Below are 22,638 nucleotides of genomic sequence, written 5' to 3' on the forward strand. Positions count from 1 at the left end.
CATTGGTTCGCCGGGCCGTAGCTCGGCGAACGCTTCGGTGTGCGGCACATCGCCCTTCTTCCTGAAGCATTGACTCACCGCCGGCATAACGTGACTCGCCCACCGGCACTTTCCACACGACACAGAGGTTCTGGGCTATTCTGTGCGTAACTGCACAGGAGGCAATGATGGCCCACTCGCCACTAGTAAGTCTGGACAGGCTACGCTTTTTTTTCAGCCGCATAAAAGAGCGCTTGTGGGTCAAGCCATTGATACTTTGCGTGCTTTCGATCGGTGGTACTTTCATCGCCAGGCTGGCTGACGATCTGGGGCTTTCGGGCGTTTTGCCGGAAGTTACGCTCAAATCCGTCGAGTCCCTGTTGTCCATCATGGCGTCCAGCATGCTGGTTATCGCCACTTTTGCGGTAGGGTCAATGGTCTCCGCTTATGCATCCGCCAGCACCGGCGCGACACCTCGGTCCATACCGCTTGTTATTTCAGATGACGTTACCCAGAACGCATTGTCGGCGTTTATCGGTGCTTTCATCTTCAGTATCGTTTCCCTGATTGCCATCCAGAATGACATGTTTGGCTCTGCGGGCCGATTTGCCGTTTTCGTGCTTACCCTGCTGGTGTTTGCCATTGTAATCATCACGTTCGTTCGCTGGGTGGACAGAATCGCCCGGCTGGGCCGGGTGGTGAACACCATGGAGCAAGTCGAAAAAGCAACATACCGCGCACTGGATCGTCGCCGCCATGCGCCCACGTTGGGCGCATTGAGAGTCTCGCAGCATCAGGCCGGGACCAAGGGCGTGCCCGTGTGTTCCTCCACGGTGGGTTATGTCCAGCATATTGATCTGGAAACGTTACAATCCTTTGCGGAAGCACTCAATTGCCGCGTGGTGGTGACCGCACTACCTGGCACCTTTGCGACCACACACCGCCCGCTGCTTTATGTTGAGGGGCGCACTGACGAGCACGAAACGTTCAAGCCGGGGGCTCTTACCAGAGCGTTCACGATCAGCTCAAACCGTACCTTTGAAGATGATCCCCGCTTCGGGCTTGTGGCCTTGGCAGAGATCGCTGACAAGGCACTGTCACCAGGTATCAATGATCCGGGTACAGCGATCCATGTCATTGGCACAATGGTACGACTCTTTACGCTTTGGCAATCCCCGGTTGAAAAGGACAACTTACGGGAGATCACATATGACCGAGTAGCGGTTCCGGAGCTTGTGGTCGATGACTTGTTCGACGATGCCTTTACGGCAATCGCCCGTGACGGCGCGACCATGGTGGAAGTTTCCATCCGGCTTCAGAAAGCCTTTTGTGCGTTAGCCAAAACGGATGACAATGCAATGGGCGCCGCCGCCAGAAAACACTCACAGATGGCACTGGCGCGCTCGGAACGCGCCATGTCACTGCCGGAGGATATCGATGCTGTGCGCCGGGCAGCTGGCTTGTTGGCATGAATAAATCGGCCCTCCAGATCCAGCACATCCATCGGATCATTTTCCCACTCTCTTCCCATCCTCGATCTTCTCGTCTACCCGCTGACCTTCCGCCGGGGTCGTATCCCGTTCCTCCTGCCCGGCTTCTGCTCCGGACTCCAGGCTCAGTTCGATGAAAATCGGAAAACGGTACCCAGGCGGGCCCTTTTCCCATCCGCACGAGCTTGAAGTGATCCGAGTGGAAGACATGATCGAGTGGCCAGCGCAGGAGCGGGTTCCTGGCGTTAGAGCTATTGTACATCCCCCCGCCCGACGCGCGGGTCAAGCAGGCTGAGCCTGGCATCATCAGAAGGCGATTCAGCCGCCAGTACCTGTTTGGGCATCAGTGGGAGAGCCGTAGCAATTACCAGCAGCAGAGCCGTCAGGATCAGAACAAGTTTTATGGGATTTGAACAGGCTGCACGAAGAAGGCACGGAATTACTAGTCGCAGGTGACGTCTTCGACGGGACCCTACTGATCGCAAGCAGACAGAGAGATCGTCAGAGTGCTCATAAACAGAGCGGCTGCAATGGACTTGCTGAGTTTCATGGTTCTTCCTTATTATTACCAAAATTCATTGAAATGGTGACAGCTTGTGACGGAATAATCTGTGCGCCAGCGTACGCACCGCTGATGCACGGTCTTGTCAGCCGAAATGTCCTGCCCTAACCGATTCATCAAAGCTAACGCCCTGGCTTTCTTCTTCAAATCAGTCCAGTCGGGTTAAACTGCGAGCCCGTTCAGCTATCCGGAACCATACATGGCCCGCTTCAACGAAATCGGCACCGCAATAATTCCCGGCAAGGGGACACAGCTGCGCCTGCTCCAGCGCAATGATGAGTTCTCCATCAAGATTGCAGGCACCACCGGTGAGCTGATGAACAGCCGGATACACGGCTCGGAAGATGCGCTTGCCACGCTGGCGTGCGAGCGCATTGCCGATCAACCCTCGCCCCGCGTTCTGATTGGCGGACTGGGAATGGGATTTACTCTGGCTGCAGCATTATCAGCATTGGGCAAAGATGCGCGGGTAACAGTGGCTGAACTGGTTCCCGAGGTAGAGGTGTGGAACCGGGGGCCGTTGGGCTCTGCGGCTGGCAACCCGTTGGCCGATCCCAGGGCCAGCGTTCATATTGGTGATGTTGCAGAATTGCTCAAAAGTGGCGATGGCGAATGGGATGCCATTCTGCTGGATGTCGACAATGGCCCGGAAGGGCTGACCCGCAAGGAGAACAACTGGATCTACTCTCCGGCTGGCATCGCCGCCGCCCAGAAATCCCTGCGCCCTGAGGGCATCCTGGCCTACTGGTCCGCCGGCCCGGAGCACGCCTTTACCGAGAGGCTGCGCCGCGCAGGGTTTGCTGTGGAGCCGGTAACGGTGCGGGCTCTGCGCCCAGGCAAGGGCGCCCGTCACGTTATCTGGCTGGCGTGGTAACCTTAAAGGCCCGTTGAAACCCTGTCCTGGCTCAACTCTCTTGTCTCGATCGTGTCATATACTTAGATCAAACCAGCAAGACCACCAGGGAGGTGCCCAATGACCAAGTCAATTTTCACCACTGCCATATTGTTTTCGATTCTTTCCATGTCTGCTGTGGCTCAGCCGCCGGCACAACCCACAGAAGAGCTGGTTGCCGAGGCACGCTCGATGGTCAAAGCCTTTGGTGGCTCATTAAAGCAGGCTCTTCAGGCCGCTATCAAAGAAGGTGGCCTCGCCAACGGTATTGGCGTCTGTAATACCGTGGCTCCTGAAATTGCCGCCAACAACAGCAACGAGGAATGGACCATCAGCCGGACCAGCCTGAAAGTCCGGAATCCTGAAAACGCCCCTACGGACTGGCAGGAGATTCAACTGCTGGCAATGAACAAGCAGCCGGTAAAGAACGGCAAACCGGTGGAGGTCTGGCAGGTTTCCGAAGCTTCAGGCCAGCCCGCATTTCAGTATATGAGCGCGATCCCAACACAGAAGCTTTGCCTTGGCTGTCATGGCAAGTCGATTGATCCGGCGGTGAAGGCCAGACTCGCCGAACTATACCCTGAAGACAAGGCTACCGGATTTTCCGAAGGTGATCTGCGTGGTGCGTTCGTAGTGACCAGACAGACTTTAGCTCCATAACAGAATCATCGACCTCCGTGGCCGCCCTGACCAAGCCGGAACTGCTCGATGGTTTTTCTCAGGGTTTCCGACATGGCCAGCAGATCGCCGGCAATGCGAGCAGTCTCCTTGGCGTCCCCGGAGGTCTGCTCCGCTGAGCGACTGATTTCGATCACGTTGTGATTGATGGATTCGGAAACGTCGCTCTGCTCGTTGGCCGCACTCTCCATTTCCTGGTTGAGATCGGTGATTTCGCGCACCGCAGCTGCAATGGTCTGCAGTTCGGATTCAACCTTCAGAATCGCCGATACCTGATTCTCAGCCATTTCCGAGGCGTGGCGCATGGTCGCCACACAGTCCACCACTTCGCCCTTAAGACCATTGATGGTGTTACGGATTTCCTCAGTGGAATCCTGGGTGCGAGAGGCAAGCGCCCGCACTTCATCCGCCACCACCGAGAAGCCACGGCCCTGCTCACCAGCCCGCGCGGCCTCAATGGCAGCATTCAAGGCCAGCAGGTTGGTCTGGTCGGCAATTTTAGAAATCACTTCCAGCATGTCAGACATCTGGCCGGTGCGCTGGTCAAGCTGTTCAATCCGCTTCGCGCCGCTCTGTACTTCGGTATTGAGCGCCTCGATGCCTTCCACGGCATTGCGGGCCAGTGCTTCGCCCTTATTGGCGGATTCCGCCGTGTCCGCGGACTTGCGGGTGGTGTGGATGGCATTTTCCCGCACCTGAACGGCGGAGGCTGCCATTTCCGTAGTCGCACTGGCCACCTGATCGGTATTGTCCCGCTGGGTCAGGACCTCACGTTCGGTTGTGTCTGCCTTGTCGGCAATACTGCGAGCAGCCTGTTCAACCTGCTCGGCGTTATCCATCACCGTGTTCATGCTTTCGCGGATCTTCGCCATCATCCGGTTGAACGCGCGGGAGACGGAGCCGATTTCATCATTACGGGTGACTTCCAGCTCAATGGTCAGGTCGGAATTGCGGGAAATTTCATCCATTCGGTCATGAAGCCGGCGCAGGCGGGAAAACACCAGCCGGCTCAGGGCCGCCGCCGTCAGGAAAAACACCGCCACGAAGATGGCCACCTGGATCCCGCCACTGGTGAGCAGCTGTTGCTGCAACCGGGCATCGCTTTCTGCCAGGGAATAATCCACCCGGATGGCACCAAGCACGTCCCCCTCTTTGGCCTGATGACAGCCGAGGCAATTCACGCCCTGGTAGTTCTCCATGGCGATTACCGGCTCAATCAGGGTGTAGACTCGCCCGTCCTCATTGCTGGAATAGGCCTCCACCCGCTCACCGGCCAGGGCCTTTTTGTCCAGCGGTTCTCGCTTCTGTTCCGAGGTGTTGCCGGCACCGAAGGTACGATTCAGGTGGTCACTGCGAATTACCCGCACGTCCAGCACATCCTCCGGGGCCGTTACCTTTTTCCGAAGCACATCCCGGTTACCGATAGTGCCGGTCAGCATCATGGTGTTCAGCCCGTCGAAGTATGACTTGGCCAGTCCGCCAACATACTTGTGGCTGAACGCTTCGACATGATCACGCTGTGAATCCGCGTTGTAGAGCACGGTAAACACGAGCACCAGCGAAAAAGCCGCCGCCAGGGCAGCGAGAAGCAGAAAACGAATGGAATAATGTTTTTTCATGGCAACCCAACACGGAGCCGCTCAGCCGGCGGCTTGACGATTATTTTTCCTGATCATAATGACAACTAACCGGCGCCAAACTTTATAGAGATGCGTCAATTATTTCCTGACTTAGATCAGATCGCCGAACGGTCAAGGACATTCCCTGATTAAAAAAGGAGAAATCGAAGTGGCATCAGAGTTGGCCTGAAAGCTGCAGAGGTTCAATGGTGACTACCAGACATTCCAGACGCTGACTGTTCGGCAACCGCAACACGGCGGGCCGAAGGAGGAAAACCATCCATGTCCCTACTGACTTCTCTGATCCGGGCGAGCACCCAGTTCCAGCAGGCCATGGAAAAGCGCCAGACACCGGCCACAGGCCCTGAAACCTTGGCCACCAGAGCTCAGAACACAACGGCAGAAGCCGAACCGACCCCCGGTGATGACCGCTTCACAGCCTCCGATAACAGCCAGGCCGACCCCGGCCGCCTGAAAGCCCGCCGGCTTGCCATGGCCGACTACAAACAGACCGTGGGGCAGGATCTTGCCTTTGTGCGGGAGACACTGCGGCACAAACTTGCCGAATACAATCTGCACCCGGCCACCGCGCTTAACGTGAGCAAAGATGAAAACGGCAGTGTCGCGGTGGAAGGTAAGATTGCGGACAAAACCCGTGCGCTGATTGAGAAAGACCTCAAAGTGAACAAGAACTTCAAGGAAGCGTTCAGCCGTCTGAGCGTCAACGAACCGACTCTCGACTTCATGGACAATGCACTGAAGCTGAACCAGGCCTACGGAGTCAACAACCCGTTACTGGACACCCTGATCAGCGAAAACCAGCAATTTAACGGCCTTCAGGACCTGGTTCACCGGTACGACACCATGCGGCGCTCGGTGGGCGCCGAGCAGATAGAAGCGGCGGGCAATACCCGGGCGTACGCGTTCAATCTGAACGCCCGGGCCTGATACCGGTTATCAGACTTCGAAAGGTGCCGGGTCGCCTTTGCCAACCCGGGTTACCACCGGTGCCTCCCCGGTGAAGTCCACCACGGTGGTGGCTTCCATGCCGCAGAATCCGCCATCAATGATCAGATCCAGCTCATGCTCCAGGGTATCCCGGATGTCATAGGGATCGGTCATCGGCTCCGTCTCACCGGGCAGGATCAGGGTACTGCTCATAATCGGCTCACCGAGCTCGCCCAGTAACTCCTGAACAATGGCATTGTCCGGCACACGCACGCCGACAGTCCGGCGCTTCGGATGAAGCAACCGGCGCGGCACCTCACTGGTGGCATCCAGAATGAACGTGTAGGGCCCAGGCGTGAAATTCTTCAGCAACCGGTACTGGGTGTTGTCTACCTTTGCATACACGCCAATGTCGGAAAGATCCCGACACATCAGTGTGAAATTGTGCTTGTCATCCAGCCTGCGAATCCGCTTGATCCGGTCCGCCGCCTGCTTGTCACCCAGATGACAACCAATGGCGTAGGCGGAATCCGTGGGGTAAACGATTACACCCCCCCGGCGAAGGATATCCACCGCCTGGTTGATCAGACGCTTCTGCGGCGTCTCCGGATGGATCTGGAAAAACTGACTCATTAACCCTCTCCCCGAGCGGTTCGCGCCGCCATCGCCGGATCCTTCTTGGAACCGCCCATACAATTGGGAGACTCCGGCGCCGCCTGGCCGGAAGCCTCCCATTCCTCCGGAGAATACAAATGCAGCGCCAACGCATGCACCTCCCCCTCCAGCTCCTCGGCCAATACCTTATAAATCGCCTGATGCCGCCGAACCTTCATCTGTCCCTCAAACTCCGGTGACACCAGCGTCACCTTAAAATGGGTTTCAGAATTCGGCGGCACACTGTGCTTGTGGCTCTCGTTTTCCACCTGAAGAAGACGCACATCGAACGCCTCATTCAATTTTGCTTCAATCGCGTTTTGAATTTTCATGCCGGTTCAACTCCTGCTTCTGAATCTCAACCCGGAATCATACGGGCGAATGGCACCTTGCAAGAAGCGGGTGTGAAGATGGCTTTCCCAAAAGTGTGTGTTGCCAGGGATGGCAACACCAAGCCCCCAAGGATGGGTTCACGGCGTCTTTTGGGAAAGCCATCTTCACAGCCGCCTCCGCCAACGTTTTCAGTCTACTACACATAGCGCCACCACCCGAACCTTGACAGCATAAAGCCAAAACGCCACATTCCCATCCCGTTTCCAAAACACCAGACCTCATGCACCTGTATATCGCCGAAAAACCAAGCCTAGGCCGCGCCATCGCCGCCGCCCTGCCCGGCCCGCACCAAAAAGGCCAGGGCTGGATTCGCTGTGGCCAGGGTGAACAGGCGGCCACCGTCAGCTGGTGCATCGGCCACCTACTGGAACCAGCCGAACCTGCCCGCTACAACCCGGTCTGGAAAAAATGGCGCCTGGAAGACCTCCCCCTGTTTCCCGAAAAATGGGAAGTGATGCCCAAAGACAACGTACGCCAGCAGCTCAAAGTCCTCGAATCGTTGATCCGACAGGCCGAAACCATCACCCATGCCGGCGACCCGGACCGCGAAGGCCAACTCCTGGTGGATGAAGTGATCCGCTATTGCGGCGCCAGTGCACCGGTCAACCGGGTGCTGATCAACGATCTAACTCCGGCCGCCGTAGCCAAAGCACTCCAGAGCCCGAAAGACAACCGCGAATTCCGGCGCCTGTCCCACTCGGCACTAGCCAGGCAGCGGGCCGACTGGCTCTACGGCATCAACCTGACCCGTTTCTACACCCTCAGTTATCAGCAACAGGGAGAGCAGGGCGTTTATTCCGTTGGCCGGGTGCAAACCCCGGTGCTTGGCCTGGTGGTTGAACGAGACAACACCATCGAGAACTTCCAGCCCAAGCCTTATTTCCGGATTGAGGCCCGATTCAGGGCCCAGGAAGAAGATGCCGATCAGCAGACCTTCACCGCCCGCTGGCTGGCCGACGACCAGTTCCAGAACCACCTTGACGAAGACAATCGTCTACTGAGCCGGGAAGTGGCCGAGCAGATAGCAGAAAGCGTAAAAAACCGGCCCGGCAAGATTACAGAATCCCGTTTCCGCGACCGGCCGGAAGCGCCGCCGCTGCCATTTTCCCTGTCAGCGCTACAGATCGAAGCTGGCCGACTGTTCCGGATGGGCGCCAAGGACGTGCTTGATACCGCCCAAAATCTCTACGAACGTCACCAACTGATCACCTATCCCCGTTCCGATTGCCGTTACCTGCCGGAAGGGCATTATGGCCAGCGGGAACAGGTAGTTCGAGCAATCGGCCGGGTGACGCCGGATCTTCAGCAAGCCTGCGATGATGCCGACCTGGAGCGGAAAACCGCCGCCTGGAACGACAAACAGGTGGATGCCCACCATGCGATTATTCCGACCAGCCGGCCGTCCCCCAACGGCAAACTCAGCGAGGCGGAACAGAAAATCTACGGCCTGATCAGCCGATACTATCTGATGCAATTCGCAGCAGACGCGGTTCACCGGGAAGGAAAGCTCACGGTTCGGGCGGCCGAACACCAGTTCCGTGCCACGGAAACAGCAATTCTGGTGCCCGGCTGGAAAACCCTGGAGATAAAACTCCGGGAAGGGCGAACAGAACCGGAGAAAACACCACTACCCCGGCTGAAGAAAGCCGAGCCGGTGTTCTGCGAAGATAGCTCCATCACCGAACGGAAAACCCAGCCGCCCCAGTACTTCACCGATGCCACGCTTCTCTCCGCGATGACCAATATCGCTCGTTTTGTAACGGATGCCGAGCTTCGCAAAACTCTGCGCGACACCGATGGCCTAGGTACCGAAGCCACACGGGCTGCCATCATTGACACCCTGTTCAAGCGGGATTATCTGTACCGGGATAGCCGGCACATCCGCGCCACAGACAAAGGCAAGGCACTGATCAGCTCCTTGCCCGAATCGGCCAGCACTCCGGATCGCACAGCGGTGTGGGAGGCTACCCTGGAGAGCATTCGCCGTGGCGAGGGGGACCCGAAAAAATTTCTGGAAACGCTGAAAAAGGAAATTCGCAGCTTCCTGAACCGGCCCCAGGGCCGCCCAGCGGGCGGCCCCACGGATCCTGAGACCGCCGCACCGGAAAACCAGACCCACTGCCCGAAATGCCGGGCCCCCATGCTTGAGCGAGACGGCAAGTTCGGGCGCTTCTATGCCTGCACCCGCTACCCGGACTGCCGCGGTACTCGCCCACTGGAAGAGTCCAGCCCCCAGGACGGCACCAGCCAGAAGCCCATACCCTGCCCTCACTGCTTTTCGCCCCTGGTTCGGCGAAAAGGCAAAAAAGGCTGGTTCTGGGGCTGCAGTAATTTCCCCGGCTGCCGACAAACGCTGGACGACGACAATGGAAAGCCCGCAGTCCGTTTACGCAAGTCTACATAACGATACTGAACACAAATGCACATTTTGTGATAATTGGTTGATATAGCAGAGCACTCCGCCCACAGCTCTGCACCATGCCGGGCAAAAAAGCAAAACTCCGGGAGAGACTCAATGCGTATTGCTTTGCTTGAAGATGAAACCGAACAGGCACAGCACATCCAGTCGATTCTGTCTGAGCGCGGACACCATTGCGACAGCTTCCCAACCGGCCAGAACTTTCTGAGCGCGGTATTGCACCGCAGTTACGACCTCCTGATCCTGGACTGGCAGATTCCGGACATGACCGGCATCGACGTTCTTGAGAGTGTCCGGGCTCAGTTGAACTGGGCAATTCCGGTTGTGTTCCTCACCCAACGGGACAGTGAGACAGACATCGTCCGCGCCCTCGACGCCGGTGCCGATGATTACCTCGCCAAGCCCGCCCGGGCGGCTGAACTGGTGGCGCGTATCAATGCCCTCGCCAGACGCACGAATCCGGACAGCGAGAAGGAAGTACTCCGCTACGGGCCGTTCGAAATCAACACTCAGCACCGGACCATTGCCCTGCATGGTGACGAGCTTACGTTGACAGACAAGGATTTCGACCTGACCCTGTTCCTGTTCCAGAACCAGGGCCGCCTCCTTACGCGGGAAATGCTACTGGAACGAGTCTGGGGCCTGGCCCGCGACATCAATACCCGCACCGTTGACACCCACATGAGCCGCCTTCGCCGGCGCCTGGGCCTGAATCCGGAAAACGGCTTCCGGATCAAAACCATTTACCAGCGCGGCTACCGGCTGGAAACCATGAAAGCCCAGGAACAGGATATCGATTCACCTGAGACAGACACAGTAACCAATGACTGATACTCGGGTGGCAAGGCTGTCTAGACTGTTGCTGATAGTGACCCTCCTTACCTGTGCTTTTCAGGCCAGTGCAGAGCTCTCAGTAACCCGTGGGTCTGCCGGGCAGTCTGACGTTTCGCTGGCCAGCCCGTTGCAGGAGTGGATCTACACCCTGCACCCGGGCGAGAGTTTCTCGGAAGTGGCTAACGACTTGCTGGCACAGCACTTCAGTGCCAGCCGTCTGCTTCAGTACAACAAGATCAGCAATGGTGCCATCCTGGGTGCCGGCGATGCCGTTCGCATTCCGCTGGCCTGGCTGAAGCGCCAACCACAGCCAGCGAAGGCCACCACGGTGTCGGGAACCGTTCAACTGATCTCGGGCAACACCGGCCGTAAAATACCTTTGACCGAAAACACCCTCATTCGTGTCGGAGACGAGATACTGTCTGCCTCTGGTACCGCGACAATCGAACTGGCCGACGGCTCGGAAGTACGGATCTCACCCAACTCCCGCCTGATATTCAATCGCCTGACCCAATACGGCAAAGCCGGTATGGTCGACACCCGCCTGAGGCTTAACCATGGAGAAATCCACACCCGGGTAAAACCGGTGATGGAAGGCGGAGCGCGCTTTGAAATTGAAACTCCGTCTGCCGTGGCCGCTGTACGCGGCACCGCATTTGCCCTCCAGGCCTCAGCCAACGGCACCAGCCTGCAGGTAACCGAGGGCGAGGTGGACTTCGGCGCACCGGGCAAAACCCGCCGTATTCCCGCCGGCTTCAGTGCCAGCCTGTCGACCAATAACAACAATGGCCTGAGCATACGTCGCCTGCCGCCCGCTCCGGAAATCAATCCTCTGCCACCCACACTGACCCAATTGCCATCAACCATGACCTGGCAGGAAAGCCTAGCCCCCCTGCACCGGGTGGACATCTTTGAGGCCGACAGCGGCCGATGGGTGGAGAGCCGGAAAGTTACTGGCAAGAGCTTTGATATCGGCCGATTGGACAATGGCAGCTACGAAATTCATCTGGCCGCTCTGGACAGCCGCGGCACTGCCGGTATGCCCGGCGTGATTCCAATCGAAGTCGACCTGCAGGCCAGAGTTGCCAGCCTGGTATCACCCTCAGACGGTGATACCGTCAACGATGACATGCCAGAATTTCGCTGGCAGCTCAACGGCGACAACGAAGTGGCTCGGGTGGAAATCGCCGAAGACAAAGAGTTCCGGAACCTGGTCGCCACAAGTGAATGGGCACCGGAAATCTCCGCACTACCATCACGTCCTCTCGGGCCGGGTAAATACTACTGGCGCGTTGTCACTGAGGCCGGAGGTAACTCCGTGGCCACCACTGAGCCACGGCAACTTGTGGTGAATGGCAGCCTACCGCCGGTGCGCATCATCAGCGTGAACTATATCGACAGACAGGTGCGGGTGTTCTGGGAGAAGATCGTCACGGCCACAGATTACCGCCTGCAGCTGTCCGAAGAGCCGGAATTCAACAACATCATCAAGGAAGCAACGCTGTCTGATACAACAGCAGCCTTGCGTCTGATTCCCGGAAGGCGGTATTTTGTGCGCCTGAAAGCTCTTTCTGATGGTCCGCTGCAAAGCCGCTGGGGCCCTGGGAGGGAATTGTACCTGGAATAATCCTTTGATCGACCGAACCACACAGCAGGGCTCATGAACCGGGATTGGCTGCCAATAAAAACGACCCCCTGGACACTGGGCCTGATACTGCTGGCACTACTTCTGCTCATCCAGATCACCGCACTGCCCCAGCGCCTCGATTACTGGCTTTACGACAGGGCCATCACCGCCAGCCCGGTGCAGGCCTCTGATGACGTTGTTCTGGTAACCATCGACGAACTCAGCCTGAACCGTCTGGGCCGTTGGCCATGGCCCCGGAATCTGCACGCGGAACTGATCGCCAAACTCGACCAGGCGGGCGCCGAGACCATCGTGTTCGATATCCTGTTCACCGAGCCCTCACCAGACGATGATGAACTAGCAGAACAGATGCGGCACCACGGCAATGTGATTCTGCCTGCCTACCTCTCACCGCCCACCTCCCGGTACCTGTTAAGGGAACAACTGCCGGTCAGTAATCTTGCTTCAGCGGCGGCAGGCCTTGGCCACGCCCATGTAGAGCTAGACAGCGATGGTGTTGCTCGCGGACTTTACTCGTATAACGGCCTGGGCGAGCGTCTCTGGCCCAGTCTTTCCCTGGCTGCCACGGGCGCAGGCCCGCAACGTTCAGAAACCATAGACATACCGCCTTACGTGAACGTGCGGGACCAGTACCGAGCAGTTCCACTGATCGGCGGTGCGGGCTCTCTGCCAGCGTACTCGTTCGCTCAGGTACTGACTAAACCACCGGCACCGGAACTTTTCAACGGCAAGACCGTGTTTGTCGGTGCCACGGCCGCAGGCTTTGGAGACATATTGCCAACGCCCTTCTCCGGCCTCAGCCGCCCCATGTCCGGTGTGGAGTTCCACGCCAATGTGTTTTCTGCCCAGGCCAGAGGCCTGCTTATTCGCCAGGCCCCGGTGTGGGCATCCGTTTTTCTGGCATTGGCAACGATTCTGGTGTCCGCACTTGCATTGCCACCCATGCGACCTGCACGAACCCTCCTGGCATGCGCAACTACCGTGGTTATACTGGCCGGGTTTTACCTGTTCATGCTTCTGGCTCTCGGATGGTGGGTACCAATCGCCAGTGCGATAATCGTTCCCTTCCTCGCTTTTCCGGTATCCAGCGGCCTTCGTCTGGCCATGACCAACCGGTTCCTGAACCGGCAACTGGATGATCTGGCCAAAAGCCCCCAGGTTGCCTTGCCTGCACCATCAGGCCGTCACCCAACACAGTTGCTAGAGCATTTCCAGGCCCTGCTCCAGCCCACCGGATGGCTCCTCACAGAAGAAGGCGACACTCTGTCCAGACGAGAACTCTGCCCCGCCGACATTCCGGAAGATCTGACACCTGGCCACTGGCTCCACGACAGCAACCGCAGCTGGATTCAACTCTTACGCGGAGGCACTCGCTACCACCTTGGCCTGTTATTGCCAAACGACCTTGGCCGTGAAGCCATCCAGCGCTATCTTGGCAGGCTCCATCTTGAGCAGACAGCACGGGCAAACCGCAACGCCCGGCCCAGCGAGAACATCTCTGCAAGGATCGAGCGAGTTCGCGTTGCCACCGATCGGATGAATCACATGCAGCAGTTCATCCGCCGGAGCTTTGAGCGAATGCCAGATGGCATCATCGTCACCGACGAACTGGGCGTTATCCGCTTCGCCAACGGTCATATCGAGGAATGGTTCCGGGAGCCCATGCCCAGCCTGGGGGGCCTGCCTCTCGTCAGACTCCTTGACGGCCACGACCCCCGGGAAACCCCACCCTGGCATGAAACGGTGTCGGATACCCTGACACTGCGGCAAAGCCGCACCGTGGACCTGAGAATTCGCGACAAGGACTTCCTGATCCACTTTGCCCCGTTTTCGCTACCTGACAGCGACCAGCAAGGCATCATTGCCAATATTTCCGACATCTCGGAGCTGCGGGAGCAGCAGCGCCAGCATCGCGAGGCCATCGACTTCATTTCCCACGATGTCCGTTCGCCTCTGGTGTCTCAGCTAGCGCTGATTGAACAGCTGAAACGCGACCCCAGCCATATTGAACAAAAGCAGCTGGAGCAATTGGGCAGGCTCGCCCGGCGAAGCTATCACCTGGCCGAGGAGTTCGTGCAGCTTGCCCGGGCCGAGCAGCTTACTGAAACCCGGTTTTACGAATGCGAGTTCCTCGCCATCGTTGAAAACGCCCGGGACAGCGTCAGTGAGCAAGCGGTGGAGAAACAGATACAGCTTCAGCTACAGGGTACGGAAGACCTTTGGCTCAGGGGTAACGCGGAGCTATTGGAGCGAGCGGTGATCAACCTGCTCACTAACGCGGTTCAGTACAGCCCCGAAGGCTCCGCAGTCAACATTCAGGTATTTCGAGCGGGGCATCAGGCGTGCCTGACCATCGCCGACGAAGGGTCTGGCATAGACCCCGAAGAGCTGCCATATCTGTTTGACCGTTACCGGCGTCAAAAAAGCAGCGAGCTGGCCGGAGTGCATGGCACCGGACTTGGTCTTTCCTTCGTGAAGACCGTTGTAGAGAAACACAGAGGAGAAATTTCGGTTTCCTCCACGCCGAGTGAAGGCTCTGCCTTCACTCTGAAATTGCCGATTGCCGACCCGCTGGCCTGAGGCCACATACCTTCAGGCTAACGGGCTGGACATGTCAGGAGCTTACGGACTTGCTCACCACTTCAGAGGGCTCGCTGATCAGCCCGTTAATATCCTCCACCTGAATCGTGAAATACCAGGTGCCATTCCCCAGGCCGCCCACTTCGTATGACATCTCGGCCTCCGAAGCCGCATTGGTGACAACCACTCTTTCGCTGAGGTTATCGGTGTCCTGACCGAACCGGATTACGTATTTGTCCAGTTCGCCCATTGGAATACTGTCGCCATTAACCCGAGTGAGCGGCGCACTCCAGCTTAGAACCGCAGTACGCGCGGGCGATGAACCCGATCCACTGGAACCGGCTTGTGATCCCGCACTGGCAGACTCAGAAGAACCACTCCCGCCACAACCGGTAAGCAAAATCCCTAAAGTAAACGCAGCAATCCATGCCGATGACATTTCTATGACGCGTTTTTTGTACATCCGGCACCATTATCTCATCGAATTTGTGAAATTTTATAAAACGGTGCGGATTATCGATGTGAAGTCTGTCACTTTCCAAGTTACGAAATCGTCAAGTTATTGTCGGTGCAAGGCTATTGAATAACGAGGTCGGCGCTGGTAACGCGGGGATTGCCCCCAACAATGCTTGCAACCGGTGACTGTCATTTGGCTGTTTTCTATCCCAGGGTACCGTTAGCCTGCTCTTTCATGGCCAGAATATCCCTGGGCGCCACACCCAGATCATTCCACTTTTCCGGATGGCAGGTGAACAGCAGGATCTGGTGGCGGTTGGCGGCATCGAACAGAATGCGCTTCATGTCTTCCAGGCGGTCTGTGTCGCTATGTACCAGTGTATCGTCCAGTATCACCAGGGTGGGCCTTCCAGCTTCGCGCAGCAGGTCTGCATAGGCCAGGCGGCTGATCAGACCCATCTGTTCGCGGGCACCGAAACTCAGTTCGGCGATCTGCCCCAGTTCGGTTCCCCGGGTGAAGGTACCTGGCCTCAGGTGTTCGTCCACTTCCAGGGTGGCGTGCGGGAACAGCAGTGATAGGTAGTGGTCCAGGTGCTTTTGCAGCGGGGCCTGCAGGCGCCGGGTCAGTGCCTGTCGCTTCTCGGTCAGCAATGAGAGCAGAAGGTTCAGCGCCTGGGCGCGGCGATGCAGTTCCTGGTAGCGGCGGTTGCATTGCTCGAGCTCGGCCACTTTTTCGTTGAATTGCTCTTCCAGGCCTTCGGCACCCCAGGCTTCCAGCCTTACCTGTATGTCTCTCAGTTCCCGGTGCCGTTGTTCCTGGGTCTGGCGCAGGTTGCTGATGCTGCGCTGGTAGCGTTCGATGTCCTGTTTCAGGATCGCCGGTCGGGCTTGCTGTATCTCTTGCTCACGGGCCTTCAGGGTGGTTTCCAGACGCTCCCGCTTGCCCTCAATTTCCGCCAGCTCCGTCGAGAGTATCCGGAGCTGTTTCTGGTGCTCCGGGTTTTGGACTTCGTCCTGCAGCTGTTGCCACTCGGATTGTCCATTGTCGCGGGCGTGGCGGCGGGTCAAAAGTTCCGTTTGGTGCTTGTGTTCCTCGGCCTCGGCTTCCGCCAGCCGGGTTTCGGCCCGGGTTCGTCCGACCTCTGCAGACTTCACGTCAATAACCTGAGACTGTTGTTCCGGCTCTGGCGAGGGACTGCGCTGCAATTGGGCTTTGGCTTTTTCCAGCTCGGATTCCGTTTCTTTCTGGTCCGCCAGGAGCTGATCGATGCCCACCGGTGCGACAGACTTGAGCAATTCGCGGGTATGCTGAAGCGTCCTTTCGGCCGCTTCCTGGGCTGCCGCGCGATGCTCGGCCTGCTGGACGGAGTCCACACCCAGAGCGGTCATTTGTTCGGTCAGGCTTTGCTCCAGCGCAGCGAGTTTACGGCGGGTACTGGCGAGGTCCTCACCACCCGGGGTGATTCCCAGCGTGCCCACACCCGGTATCACCAGACTGGAGTCCTCGAGCAGCTGTCGCTCGCCCTGCCCCTCAAGCGACTCCTCGTTCAGCGCCAGTCTGGCGCCCGGCTCAAGCCTCCACGTTAATCGGGTTGCGATGGATTGCGACCGGATTTTCTCTTCTTTCAGCTGACGCTCAGTGTTCTTCAGAACTTTCACTTCCGCTGCATCAACCTGATTCTGCCGCGACTGCTCCCTCGCTTGCGCCAGTTCTTGCTCATATTGACGGGCTTTCTCGAGGCTCTGGGTCAACGTCTGATTCTGCTGTCCGAGCCGGCAGACGTCCTGCTCGAGCCTGGAACGGATTTCCTGCAGTCGCGCGTGTTCAAGCCGCCTGGTGGCCTCCTCGTAAGCGGTTTTCGCTGCCTTGGCGCTGCTCGCAATGGAGGGGCTGCGGGCTTCAGCCTGCTCCAGTTCCCGCTGGGCTTTATCCAGTTCTGCTTTGCGAACGTCCAGTTTCTTGTTCAGGCTCTGCCGCTGCTCCTGGTTCTGCCACAACAGTTGCTGGTTGTTCTGCAGGTGGGTCAGAGTTTCTTTATCCCGGGCCTGTTGCTGTTCCAGCGCCTCGACTTGCCGGTACCGCTCTTTCGCCTGTTCAAGTTGCCGCTCGGCCTCTTCCCAGGGGCGTTCTTGCCGGGTGCGTTCGTAATCCTGCGTCAGTTTCCCAAGCCGGTCTACCTGCTCCTGGTATTTCTGGATGCGAGCCTGCAGTTCGTCGATTTCCCGCTGATGTTCTTCCCGCTCCTTCTCCAGCTTCTGGTAATCGCCACGGGGCTTGCCGGTGGGTGTAAAAAGTCCACTCCAGAGCGCTTTGACCTGTTCGATCAGTTCATCACCGCCGGTGCTGGCCACTTCACCGACCAGGGAATTGAGTGCGGATTTCAAGTGGCCGCCGGCATGCTCTACCGCCTGTTCGATGTTCTGTCCGGTTCCCTGTTCAACCCACAGCAACCCGGGTACGCCCCAGTGCTCGGGTTTGCTAACGCCTTTGGCGGAGAACTGGAAGCCCAAGAGTTCCGCGAGCTTTTCTTCGGCCTCGTCTTCGCTGTAGCTGTCCGAATCGATCTTTAGGTCGCAACGTTTGCGCTGGAGAAAGCTTTTGACCAGATGCCAGGACTTCTGCTGGGCGTCAAAGTCCAGCGTTATGGTCGGAGCTGCGGCAGAATCGCCCCAGGGACGAAGATCATCAACGGAGCTGGTCCGGTAACGCTCGAAAAAGGCAGCTCGGATGGCCCTCACCAGCGTGCTCTTGCCGGACTCGTTAGGGCCATGGATTAGGTTGAGGCCCGGCTCCAGATCGTCCATGACAAATGGCTGCCGGAACTGGCGAAGCTGCTCCACCTGCAGGCGACGGAGTATCACTCGCTGACCTCCCGTTTCCGGTCTTTCAGCAGCGCCGCCAGAATGGCGAGTGCATCTCGGGCGGTTTCAGTGTCGACGTTCTGTTGCAGGGTCCTGAGGTGTTCAATCACTTCCCCTACATAGCCATCCGCCTTCAGTGCGGCAATATCGTCATCGGTCGGCTCCAGCTGTAACCCGCTTCGATCACACTGGACACTCCGGAACCGGGCCTCCGCCACGGACAGCGCGTTAATCAGTTTCTCCTCACCGGCCAGGGTAATTGAACCTTCCAGGCGAAGATCAACCACGGAAGGCTCTGGTAGTGCCTGCAGCCTATCCAGCAGCTGGTCCAGATCAGATTCAACAGTCAGGATTTCCCGCCACTGGTGCCATTGGTAACGGGCAGTTTCCAGGGGCGTTACCTGCGGTGATTCTCCTGGCCTGGGCAGGTTGACGATCAAGGCGAAGCCGGCGCCGTTGTTCCGGAACCGCTCCGGCTCGGGTGTACCGCTGTACCAGGTGCGCTCATCAATCTGCTTGGTACCGTGCCAGTCACCAAGGGCGAGATAATCCAGGCGGGCTGTTCCTGCACGATTCGGCAATATGGGGTTAGTGGAATCAATCTCGTCCGGCAGCAGGCCCTGCACGCTGCCATGGGCAAGGCCAACCCGGACCAGGCCTTCCAGGGTTTCACAGGTGTTGAAGGTTTCCGTAAGGTCACTGTAGGTGATGCGTTGCGTCAAAGGGGCGCAGAGGATCGCCAGGCCTTGAGGTTCGAGATTGATAACGCCCGGCTCCAGAGCCAGATGGATATTATCTGGCACCGCGCCGAGGCGCTTCGCTCGTGTCCAGACGCTTTCCGCCAACGCAGCATCGTGATTGCCGGGCAGCATGACCCAGGGGCCTTTGAACGACCTGGTAGCGTTGAAAACACGGCGAATGGTTCGGTCCGAGACAGTCTGGGCATCAAAGACATCCCCCGCTACCAGGACCGCGTCGCACTGGCGCTCGTTGGCCAGCCGTGCGATTTTTTCAATGACCTCAAACCGGGCTTCAACCAGAGCTGCGCCGTCTTCTGCTTCGAAGCGACTGAACGCCCGCCCCATTTGCCAGTCCGCGGTGTGTAAGAACGTGGGCATGTTACCTTTCCTGGATCAGTACGAAACCGTGGGCTGTTAAAGCCACCGGGAACTTTGTAACAGATATCGTACCGACAGTCAGCGACAAATAATGCCGCAAAAGCAGCAAGCGAGCTAACCCGGAACTCAGCCTGCTTTGACGGGTTTGCGGCTTTTCTGGCTTTGGGCCGATTTCGCCGCTGCCGGCTTTCGGGTTGTACGCTTGGCAGTAACGGCCTTGGGTTTGCGTTGCAGGGGGGCTTCCGGTGCCGGCTGATTGCGCACATAGGAGCCGGGCGCCGGCTCAATGACTGGCAACTCGCCGTCTCCCGGCATTCTCGCCGGAACTTCACCGCCACTGAACTGCTCGGCCCACTTGACCCAGTCTGGCCACCAGGAGCCCTCAAACTGCTCCGCTCCGGTGAGCCACTCATCCGGTGACAGATCCGTGTTTTCGTTGATTCGATAGCCGTATTTGTGTTTTTCCGGCGGATTTATGATTCCAGCGATATGGCCAGAACCACCCAACACAAAACGAACGGGGCCGCCCAGATAGCGTGCCCCCTTGTAGCAGGACGCCCAGGGTGCAATGTGATCCTCAATGGCCGAAGCGAAATAGGCAGGCACTTTGACCTGTGAAAGATCGATCGGCGTTCCGGCAAGAGTGATGCCGCCAGGCTGACCCAGACGATTCTCAAGATACATATTGCGCAAGTAAAAACTGTGCATGGCGCCTGGTAGCCGGGTGCAGTCTGAATTCCAGTACAGCAGGTCAAAAGGCGGTGTGTCGCGGCCCAGCAGGTAATTGTTAATAAAGAAAGACCAGATCAGACTGTTGGCGCGCAACATATTGAAGGCGGTCGCCATTGAGGTGCCGTCAAGATAGCCCTGCTTCTTCATGGCCTTTTCCATCTTCTGGATCATGTCCTCGTCAATGAATACCTCCAGATCGCCAACGTCTGAAAAGTCCAGAAGGCTGTTGAAGAAGGTGGCGCTCTTCACGCGATCGTCGCCGCGGGCGGCCAGCCAGGCGAGTGCGCAACCCAACAGTGTCCCGCCGATGCAGTAACCGATGGTGTTGACTTCCCTCTCACCGGTAGCTTTTTGAACGGCATCCAGGGCCGCTACCGGCCCCTCAAGCATGTAATCCTCGAAGCCCTTGCTCGCGTGCTCCTTTCCCGGGTTAACCCAGGAAATAACGAACACCGTATGGCCTTTCTCGACCCAGTAGCGGATGAACGACTTTTTGGCGCCCAGGTCCAGAATGTAATACTTGTTGATCCAGGGTGGCACCACCAGAAGCGGCCGGCGATGCACTGTCTCCGTGGTTGGCCGGTACTGGATAAGCTGCATCAGATCGTTTTGATAGATGACATCACCCGGGGTATCGGCCAGGTTCTTGCCAACCTCAAAGGCATCCGGGTCTGTCATTCTGAACGAGAGCTGACCATCAGCTTCGTCAAGATCCCGAAGAAAATTGGCGAAGCCACGCACCAGGTTGCGCCCCCGGTTGTCGACCGTTGCTCGCAGCACTTCGGGATTGGTCAGAACAAAGTTGCTGGGTGAAAGCGCAGCAGTGATCTGGCTGGTAAAGAAGCGGACTTTTCGACGGTCGTGGTCATCAAGACCCCGGACATCATCAATAGTGTCGCTGACCCACCGGTCCGACATCAGGTAGGCCTGCTTGAGCAAATTGAAGTAGGCGACATCCGTCCAGGCATCATCCTTGAAGCGGCCATCTCCTCGTTCGGGTGCGGCTACTCGCATCGGCTCCCGGCTGATCAGGCTGGTCATCGCACCGCCTCCCAGAATGGTCGCGTTCTGCACCAGCCGCATCTGAGCGGTAATAACTGCATCTGGCTGGGAAGCGAATTTCATGGTAAAGCGAACGAACGGTGTTGCCATACTCTTCAGACTGACCGGGTTGGGGCGGCCGCCTTTCAAGCGCCTGAGCACAGAGCGCGCAAGCAGCCGGCCACCATGCTTCCCGGCGCTGACAAGGGACTTACGAACGCCTTGGGACTCCTCATCGCCACCGGAAGGTGACTTGACGGGTTTCGTGGACATGGATATTTTTCCTCGATTCACCAGTACTGCCTTGTTGAAATATCGTTGGAAGCAATGAAATCAAACTAGCAGAGGGAAGCGGGGGCAACAAGAAACCTGAGCGGTGTTCCGCTCAGGCTTTGCGAATGAATCTCTGCAGGCTGGGAGCAATCTCCTCTCGCCAGCGGCGGCCGTTGAACGTGCCGTAATGGCCAACTCCCGGCTGCAAGTGGTGCACGCGGCGGTCGTCCGGAATGTTGGTGCAGAGTGTGTGGGCGGCACGAGTCTGGCCGGGGCTGGAAATATCGTCTTTCTCGCCTTCTATGGTCATCAGCGCCGTTTTTCGAATGGCAGATGGGTCGACCAGCCTGCCACGGTGCTTGAAGCAGCCACGAGCCAGGTGAAACTCCTGGAAGACACGCTCAATGGTGTCAAGATAGTAGGCATCGGGGAGATCCATTACCGCCAGGTATTCGTCGTAGAACTCTCGGTGGCGGGCAACCTCTTCCGCATCATCATCGCGAATAGACCTGAACAGTCCCCGATAGGCATCCAGGTGACGGTCGAAGTTCATATTGATGAAGCCCGTCAGCTGTAAAAATCCGGGGTAAACTTTTCGCATGGTGCCCGGGTAAGGCGCCGGCACACTATGGATCAGGTTGCGTCTGAACCAGGAAAGTTTGTGTTTGCTGGCCAACTCGCAGGGTTCTGTCGGATCAACACGTCCATCTACCGGGCCGCTCATCAGGGCCAGAGAACGGGGGGCCGACGGGTGATCATCCTGAGCCATCAGCGCTGTTGCCGCCAGCACGGGCACGACCGGCTGGCAAACTGCGAGAACGTGGGTATCAGGCCCAATGTGATCAATAAACTCAATAACATAATCAATGTAGTCGTCGAGGCCGAAATTGCCTTCCGTAATCGGCACCATACTGGCGTCCCGCCAGTCTGTAATGTAAACGTCGTGCCCAGGCAACATGGCTTCCACAGTGCCTCTTAGAAGCGAAGCAAAATGGCCGGACAATGGCGCCACGATGAGCAGTTTGGGGTCTTCGGGACGATCAATGTTGCGCTGGAAGTGCTTCAGCTGGCAGAAGGGCTTGCGTTTGACGATGGTCTCGTTGACCAGAACCGTCTCGCCGTCGCAAACCGTTGTCTCCAGATTGAAGGCAGGCTTGGGATAGCGTCTGGTAAGATCCTCAAACACGTTGAGCGCCGAGGCAATACTGCGGGTTCCGGGTACTCTGGACCAGGGATTCAGCCGGTGACGAAGCATCTTGCTCTGGGTGCTGGCCAGCATGCGGGCCGGAGTCAGAGCAAGACGGCTCATTTCGTGCGTATAGTACATCATCATGCGCATGATCCTGGATGAGTTCAGTTGGTCCCTATCTGTGCCACTGCTCCCATTCCCTGGATACTGCCTCCCGACCCCTTCGGCCAGGCCAGATATTCTGGACAATGCGTTCAGCATACGCCTGTTT

General features: G+C 57.8%; 16 protein-coding genes. 8 read left to right on the forward strand and 8 right to left on the reverse strand.

Going from position 1 to position 22,638, the window contains the following annotated elements; translation table 11 throughout:
- Nucleotides 1–164 precede the first annotated feature (164 nt).
- The 3 genes from ACN0XM_RS03565 (at nucleotide 165) to ACN0XM_RS03575 (ending at nucleotide 3,583) form a co-directional block, all read left to right on the forward strand.
- A complete protein-coding gene (locus ACN0XM_RS03565; protein ID WP_417565551.1) occupies nucleotides 165–1,451 on the forward strand; it encodes a DUF2254 domain-containing protein in 1,287 nt (428 codons plus the stop codon).
- Nucleotides 1,452–2,230: 779 nt separating this feature from the next.
- Nucleotides 2,231–2,905: a spermidine synthase gene (locus ACN0XM_RS03570; RefSeq protein WP_417565552.1), complete on the forward strand. Its 675-nt coding sequence runs from the start codon at nucleotides 2,231–2,233 to the stop codon at nucleotides 2,903–2,905.
- 99 nt (nucleotides 2,906–3,004) lie between these two features.
- Nucleotides 3,005–3,583: a Tll0287-like domain-containing protein gene (locus ACN0XM_RS03575; RefSeq protein WP_417565553.1), complete on the forward strand. Its 579-nt coding sequence runs from the start codon at nucleotides 3,005–3,007 to the stop codon at nucleotides 3,581–3,583.
- Nucleotides 3,584–3,588: 5 nt separating this feature from the next.
- On the opposite strand, the gene ACN0XM_RS03580 is transcribed toward ACN0XM_RS03575, so the two are convergent.
- Nucleotides 3,589–5,220, reverse strand: a complete 1,632-nt coding sequence (locus tag ACN0XM_RS03580; RefSeq protein WP_417565554.1) for a methyl-accepting chemotaxis protein — start codon at nucleotides 5,218–5,220, stop codon at nucleotides 3,589–3,591.
- Nucleotides 5,221–5,502: 282 nt separating this feature from the next.
- Here ACN0XM_RS03580 and ACN0XM_RS03585 point away from each other — a divergent pair, with 282 nt between their 5' ends.
- The gene (locus ACN0XM_RS03585; RefSeq protein WP_417565555.1) at nucleotides 5,503–6,168 is read left to right on the forward strand and encodes a hypothetical protein; all 666 of its coding nucleotides are present in this window, start codon (nucleotides 5,503–5,505) and stop codon (nucleotides 6,166–6,168) included.
- A 9-nt stretch (nucleotides 6,169–6,177) separates the two neighbouring features.
- Here ACN0XM_RS03585 and ACN0XM_RS03590 read toward each other — a convergent pair whose 3' ends face one another.
- Both ACN0XM_RS03590 and ACN0XM_RS03595 read right to left on the reverse strand, forming a co-directional pair.
- Nucleotides 6,178–6,801, reverse strand: coding sequence for an L-threonylcarbamoyladenylate synthase (locus ACN0XM_RS03590; RefSeq protein ID WP_417565556.1), 624 nt, complete (start codon nucleotides 6,799–6,801; stop codon nucleotides 6,178–6,180).
- On the reverse strand, nucleotides 6,801–7,154 hold the full coding sequence (locus ACN0XM_RS03595; protein WP_417565557.1) for a BolA family protein: 354 nt from the start codon (nucleotides 7,152–7,154) through the stop codon (nucleotides 6,801–6,803). Before ACN0XM_RS03595 ends, ACN0XM_RS03590 begins: the two co-directional genes overlap by 1 nt.
- Nucleotides 7,155–7,435: 281 nt before the next feature.
- On the opposite strand from ACN0XM_RS03595, the gene ACN0XM_RS03600 reads away from it, so the two are divergent.
- The 4 genes from ACN0XM_RS03600 to ACN0XM_RS03615 all read left to right on the forward strand — a co-directional run bounded on the left by ACN0XM_RS03600 (nucleotide 7,436) and on the right by ACN0XM_RS03615 (nucleotide 14,696).
- Entirely contained in the window at nucleotides 7,436–9,619 is a 2,184-nt protein-coding gene (locus tag ACN0XM_RS03600; RefSeq protein WP_417565558.1) for a DNA topoisomerase 3, read from the forward strand.
- 111 nt (nucleotides 9,620–9,730) lie between these two features.
- A complete protein-coding gene (locus tag ACN0XM_RS03605; protein ID WP_417565559.1) occupies nucleotides 9,731–10,465 on the forward strand; it encodes a response regulator transcription factor in 735 nt (244 codons plus the stop codon).
- Entirely contained in the window at nucleotides 10,458–12,095 is a 1,638-nt protein-coding gene (locus ACN0XM_RS03610) for a FecR domain-containing protein (RefSeq protein WP_417565560.1), read from the forward strand. The genes ACN0XM_RS03605 and ACN0XM_RS03610 overlap by 8 nt, the downstream gene beginning before the upstream one ends.
- A gap of 33 nt (nucleotides 12,096–12,128) precedes the next feature.
- Nucleotides 12,129–14,696 carry a CHASE2 domain-containing protein gene (locus tag ACN0XM_RS03615; protein WP_417565561.1) on the forward strand — a complete coding sequence of 856 codons (2,568 nt, stop codon included), beginning with the start codon at nucleotides 12,129–12,131 and terminating at the stop codon, nucleotides 14,694–14,696.
- Between the two features lie 34 nt (nucleotides 14,697–14,730).
- Here the strand turns inward: ACN0XM_RS03615 and ACN0XM_RS03620 are convergent, their stop codons facing one another.
- The 5 genes from ACN0XM_RS03620 to ACN0XM_RS03640 form a co-directional block, all read right to left on the reverse strand.
- On the reverse strand, nucleotides 14,731–14,946 hold the full coding sequence (locus ACN0XM_RS03620; protein WP_417565562.1) for a fibronectin type III domain-containing protein: 216 nt from the start codon (nucleotides 14,944–14,946) through the stop codon (nucleotides 14,731–14,733).
- Between the two features lie 410 nt (nucleotides 14,947–15,356).
- Nucleotides 15,357–18,014 (reverse strand): AAA family ATPase, encoded by a 2,658-nt coding sequence (locus ACN0XM_RS03625; RefSeq protein WP_417565563.1) that lies wholly within the window; start codon nucleotides 18,012–18,014, stop codon nucleotides 15,357–15,359.
- The gene (locus ACN0XM_RS03630) at nucleotides 18,011–19,132 is read right to left on the reverse strand and encodes a metallophosphoesterase family protein (RefSeq protein ID WP_417565564.1); all 1,122 of its coding nucleotides are present in this window, start codon (nucleotides 19,130–19,132) and stop codon (nucleotides 18,011–18,013) included. The genes ACN0XM_RS03625 and ACN0XM_RS03630 overlap by 4 nt, the downstream gene beginning before the upstream one ends.
- Nucleotides 19,133–19,258: 126 nt before the next feature.
- Nucleotides 19,259–21,178 carry a PHA/PHB synthase family protein gene (locus tag ACN0XM_RS03635; protein ID WP_417565565.1) on the reverse strand — a complete coding sequence of 640 codons (1,920 nt, stop codon included), beginning with the start codon at nucleotides 21,176–21,178 and terminating at the stop codon, nucleotides 19,259–19,261.
- A 112-nt stretch (nucleotides 21,179–21,290) separates the two neighbouring features.
- Nucleotides 21,291–22,511: a polyhydroxyalkanoate depolymerase gene (locus ACN0XM_RS03640; protein WP_417565566.1), complete on the reverse strand. Its 1,221-nt coding sequence runs from the start codon at nucleotides 22,509–22,511 to the stop codon at nucleotides 21,291–21,293.
- Nucleotides 22,512–22,638 lie beyond the last annotated feature (127 nt).

The sequence above is a fragment of the Marinobacter sp. genome, from assembly GCF_048269445.1.
Taxonomy (GTDB): domain Bacteria; phylum Pseudomonadota; class Gammaproteobacteria; order Pseudomonadales; family Oleiphilaceae; genus Marinobacter.

Excerpts from the sequence above, each read along its gene's own strand:
- ACN0XM_RS03565 (WP_417565551.1), top strand. The coding sequence starts at position 165 with ATGATGGCCCACTCGCCACTAGTAAGTCTGGACAGGCTACGCTTTTTT.
- ACN0XM_RS03570 (WP_417565552.1), top strand. The coding sequence starts at position 2,231 with ATGGCCCGCTTCAACGAAATCGGCACCGCAATAATTCCCGGCAAGGGG.
- ACN0XM_RS03575 (WP_417565553.1), top strand. The coding sequence starts at position 3,005 with ATGACCAAGTCAATTTTCACCACTGCCATATTGTTTTCGATTCTTTCC.
- ACN0XM_RS03580 (WP_417565554.1), bottom strand. The coding sequence starts at position 5,220 with ATGAAAAAACATTATTCCATTCGTTTTCTGCTTCTCGCTGCCCTGGCG.
- ACN0XM_RS03585 (WP_417565555.1), top strand. The coding sequence starts at position 5,503 with ATGTCCCTACTGACTTCTCTGATCCGGGCGAGCACCCAGTTCCAGCAG.
- ACN0XM_RS03590 (WP_417565556.1), bottom strand. The coding sequence starts at position 6,801 with ATGAGTCAGTTTTTCCAGATCCATCCGGAGACGCCGCAGAAGCGTCTG.
- ACN0XM_RS03595 (WP_417565557.1), bottom strand. The coding sequence starts at position 7,154 with ATGAAAATTCAAAACGCGATTGAAGCAAAATTGAATGAGGCGTTCGAT.
- ACN0XM_RS03600 (WP_417565558.1), top strand. The coding sequence starts at position 7,436 with ATGCACCTGTATATCGCCGAAAAACCAAGCCTAGGCCGCGCCATCGCC.
- ACN0XM_RS03605 (WP_417565559.1), top strand. The coding sequence starts at position 9,731 with ATGCGTATTGCTTTGCTTGAAGATGAAACCGAACAGGCACAGCACATC.
- ACN0XM_RS03610 (WP_417565560.1), top strand. The coding sequence starts at position 10,458 with ATGACTGATACTCGGGTGGCAAGGCTGTCTAGACTGTTGCTGATAGTG.
- ACN0XM_RS03615 (WP_417565561.1), top strand. The coding sequence starts at position 12,129 with ATGAACCGGGATTGGCTGCCAATAAAAACGACCCCCTGGACACTGGGC.
- ACN0XM_RS03620 (WP_417565562.1), bottom strand. The coding sequence starts at position 14,946 with ATGGGCGAACTGGACAAATACGTAATCCGGTTCGGTCAGGACACCGAT.
- ACN0XM_RS03630 (WP_417565564.1), bottom strand. The coding sequence starts at position 19,132 with ATGCCCACGTTCTTACACACCGCGGACTGGCAAATGGGGCGGGCGTTC.
- ACN0XM_RS03635 (WP_417565565.1), bottom strand. The coding sequence starts at position 21,178 with ATGTCCACGAAACCCGTCAAGTCACCTTCCGGTGGCGATGAGGAGTCC.
- ACN0XM_RS03640 (WP_417565566.1), bottom strand. The coding sequence starts at position 22,511 with ATGATGATGTACTATACGCACGAAATGAGCCGTCTTGCTCTGACTCCG.